The sequence below is a fragment of the Christensenella sp. genome, assembly GCF_034927525.1.
Taxonomy (GTDB): domain Bacteria; phylum Bacillota; class Clostridia; order Christensenellales; family Christensenellaceae; genus Christensenella.
Genome location: NZ_JAYFPU010000330.1, coordinates 1 through 2,874, shown reverse-complemented (window position 1 = coordinate 2,874; position 2,874 = coordinate 1). Strand labels below are relative to the sequence as shown.

The following is a 2,874-nucleotide window of genomic DNA, read 5'->3' as shown; positions in this document are numbered from 1 at the left end:
GTCACGTATCGTCCGCAGCGTCCTCTGCACATGCGTGCATGCCTCGTAATGGAATGAAAGAATATCCCCTTTCCTCACGTCGAACATGTCTACCGCACGCTCCGGGTTTACAACCATCAAATGGATATCCAATGGGATTTCCGTCATGTCGTGCATCATCCTGACAAAATCGGTTCCGAGGGAATAATTTGGCACGAATACCCCGTCCATAACGTCGCAGTGGAAATAATCCACGCCTGCCCGTTCCATTTCCCGTACCTGTTTTTGCAATTCTTTAAAATCCGCGCACATCAGCGACGGCGATATTTTTCCTGTCATTGCACTTCCCTCACGGATTGATTACGACGCGCTTGCCCTGCTTATTTTCCGCAATGGCTATCCCTTTTAGGATATCGTCTAATGGAAGCCTGTGTGAAATGAATTTCTCGGTGTCCAGTATCCCCGATGCAATCAACCCCACCGCCTTCATATGGTGGATGGGCAGCGAACCATGCGTGCCGTGTACATTCAATTCCTTATAGTGGATTAGGTTTGTATCCATAGTGACAGTCGTCCCGTGGGCCAATCCGCCAAACAGATTCACTCTGCCCCTGTTTTTCGCGTAACGTAGCGCATCTGCCTGTGCCGCGGGTGACGGACATGCTGTAATGACTACCTCTGCGCCCATGCCATCCGTTTCCTGCATGATCCGTTCATATGCATCTTCTTTTGCAGGGTTGATAAACACATTCGCAGAAAATTCCCGCGCTGCGTCCAGCCTTTCCTCGTCCAACTCGACAACAATAATTTTTGTTGCGCCCATCAGGCGCGCAACCTCGATAATCATACATCCAATCGGCCCCGTTCCAATAATCACGACCGTATCTCCCAGTTTGATATTGGAAAGCTCCGTGCCGTTAAGCACACATCCGAGCGGTTCCGCAAGCGCCGCCTGATCGTATGAAATGTGATCTGGGATTTTTACCAGCGGACCATACGCCAACATGATCTTGTTTAGTGGAATATATTCCGCAAATCCGCCCTGGAACTGGTAACCTGTCGCGTAATTGATCATACAGTTGTTTGAAAAACCGGCTTTGCAGAATTTACATTCTCCGCAGGGAATATCCGCGCCAATCGCCACTCTGTCGCCGATCTTCCAGTTTTTCACATTTTTACCGACTTCCGCTACCTCTCCGGCAACTTCATGTCCGATGATGCACGGCGTCTTGACCCGATCGTTTCCATAATGAAAAATACGGATGTCCGATCCGCAGATCGCGCAAGCCTTGACGCGCACCAGTATTTCATCGTCTGTTATTTCCGGCTTGGGCACCTCTTTTACGACCATTTTATTCAATTCTTCCAATACAGCAGCTTTCATTTGATTTCTCCTTATTCCATAATAAAAATGACTCGGTTTGAGAATTCTTTCTTGTCTCTTACCATTTCAAACGCACTGTTCATATCTTTCAATGGGAAGCGATGCGTAATGAAAGGTTTTACGTCCAGCTTTCCGCTCGCCATAACATTCAGTACGGTTTCCCAATCGTTCTTTTGCTTGGTATAGCTTGAATTCCACGTACCCATAACCGCCAGTTGTTTGCGTAAAATCTCCCAGTAATCTTTCTGGGAAAGTTCCATACCGCCCACGGGATTTCCCATCAGCACAACCTTTCCCTGAGGTTTTGCCACATTCAGGCATCCGGCATAGGTTGCCGGTACTCCTGCCCCCTCAACCGCAATATCCACACCGCGCCCCTGCGTGATTTCCCGTATACATTCCTGCCAATTTGCGTCCCCGTTGTTCACTGTATACGGAAATCCTGCCTTTTTTGCAAATTCCAGCTTTTGGGCGTCTATATCGAGCAAGATGACCTTTCCCGCTCCCCATACCTGCGCCAAAGACGCCAGCATCAATCCAATCGCCCCTGCACCGAAAATCGCGACGCTGTCACCCAGGCAGACGCCTGCCCTGGACAATGCGTGCAGCGAAACCGCGGCAGGCTCCGCCATTGCCATTTCCTCATAGGAAAGCTCTTCGTCGCACATAACTAAATTCCATGTCGGCACCGCAATATATTCGGCAAAACCGCCGTCGCAGCGCGAACCGAAATAGTTATAGTTCCTGCACGATGCATATTCCCCTACCTCGCACATATCGCACTTATGGCAGGGAATCAGAGGAAATACCGCCGCTTTTTTATGCAGGAAAGTTTTATCCACCCCGTCTCCCAGCGCAACGACCTCTCCTGCGAATTCATGTCCGGGAATCGTTGGAAAATGATAGGTGCCTTTGCTGTAGATCCTGCCTATATCCGATCCGCAAATCCCCGCCGCCTTAACTTTTAATAAAACTTCTCCTGCCTTTGGGACGGGATCGCCGACCTCTTCATACCGCAAATCCCCGATCCCATGCAAAACACCTGCTTTCATCGTTTTACCTCCATTCGCCTGTTTCTAAAATGATATTATCATATATGATTGACTTTGATAACACATGGCGTTATTATTAGATAAGAATCATTGTTTTGCATAAACTCGCTCATAATCAATCAAATTCATGCAAATCTGGAGGAGAAACGTCATGCTAGGGATTGAACGCAGACAGAATATACTTGACCTGCTATCGGAAAACAAATTCCTGAGCGTACACAAGCTTGCTTCCCTGCTTTATGCGAGCGAATCAACGATCCGCCGAGACCTTGAAGCCCTTTCCAGACTCGGCCTTATAAGCAGGACGTTTGGCGGCGCGGCGTTAGTGGAGGGAATGAACGCAGAGATCCCTCTCGCCGTCCGCGAAGACCAATATAACGTACAAAAAGAGGCCATCGCTGTCATGGCCTCAAAATTGATACACCCTGATGAGATTTTGATCGTCGATTCTTCCTCCAC

4 protein-coding genes are annotated in these 2,874 nt (G+C 48.7%); 1 reads left to right on the top strand and 3 read right to left on the bottom strand.

What is annotated here, in order from left to right; genetic code table 11:
* The 3 genes from VB081_RS13350 to VB081_RS13340 all read right to left on the bottom strand — a co-directional run.
* Positions 1-318, bottom strand: a 318-nt coding sequence (locus VB081_RS13350; protein WP_442872725.1) for a ribulose-phosphate 3-epimerase, incomplete at its 3' end; no start/stop codon positions are given.
* Positions 319-328: 10 nt separating this feature from the next.
* Positions 329-1,363, bottom strand: coding sequence for a zinc-dependent dehydrogenase (locus tag VB081_RS13345; protein WP_323401273.1), 1,035 nt, complete (start codon positions 1,361-1,363; stop codon positions 329-331).
* Between the two features lie 11 nt (positions 1,364-1,374).
* Complete coding sequence (locus VB081_RS13340; RefSeq protein WP_323401272.1) at positions 1,375-2,415, bottom strand: galactitol-1-phosphate 5-dehydrogenase; 1,041 nt, start codon at positions 2,413-2,415, stop codon at positions 1,375-1,377.
* Positions 2,416-2,566: 151 nt separating this feature from the next.
* Between VB081_RS13340 and VB081_RS13335 the strand changes: the two genes are divergently transcribed.
* Positions 2,567-2,874, top strand: a 308-nt coding sequence (locus VB081_RS13335) for a DeoR family transcriptional regulator (RefSeq protein WP_323401271.1), incomplete at its 3' end; no start/stop codon positions are given.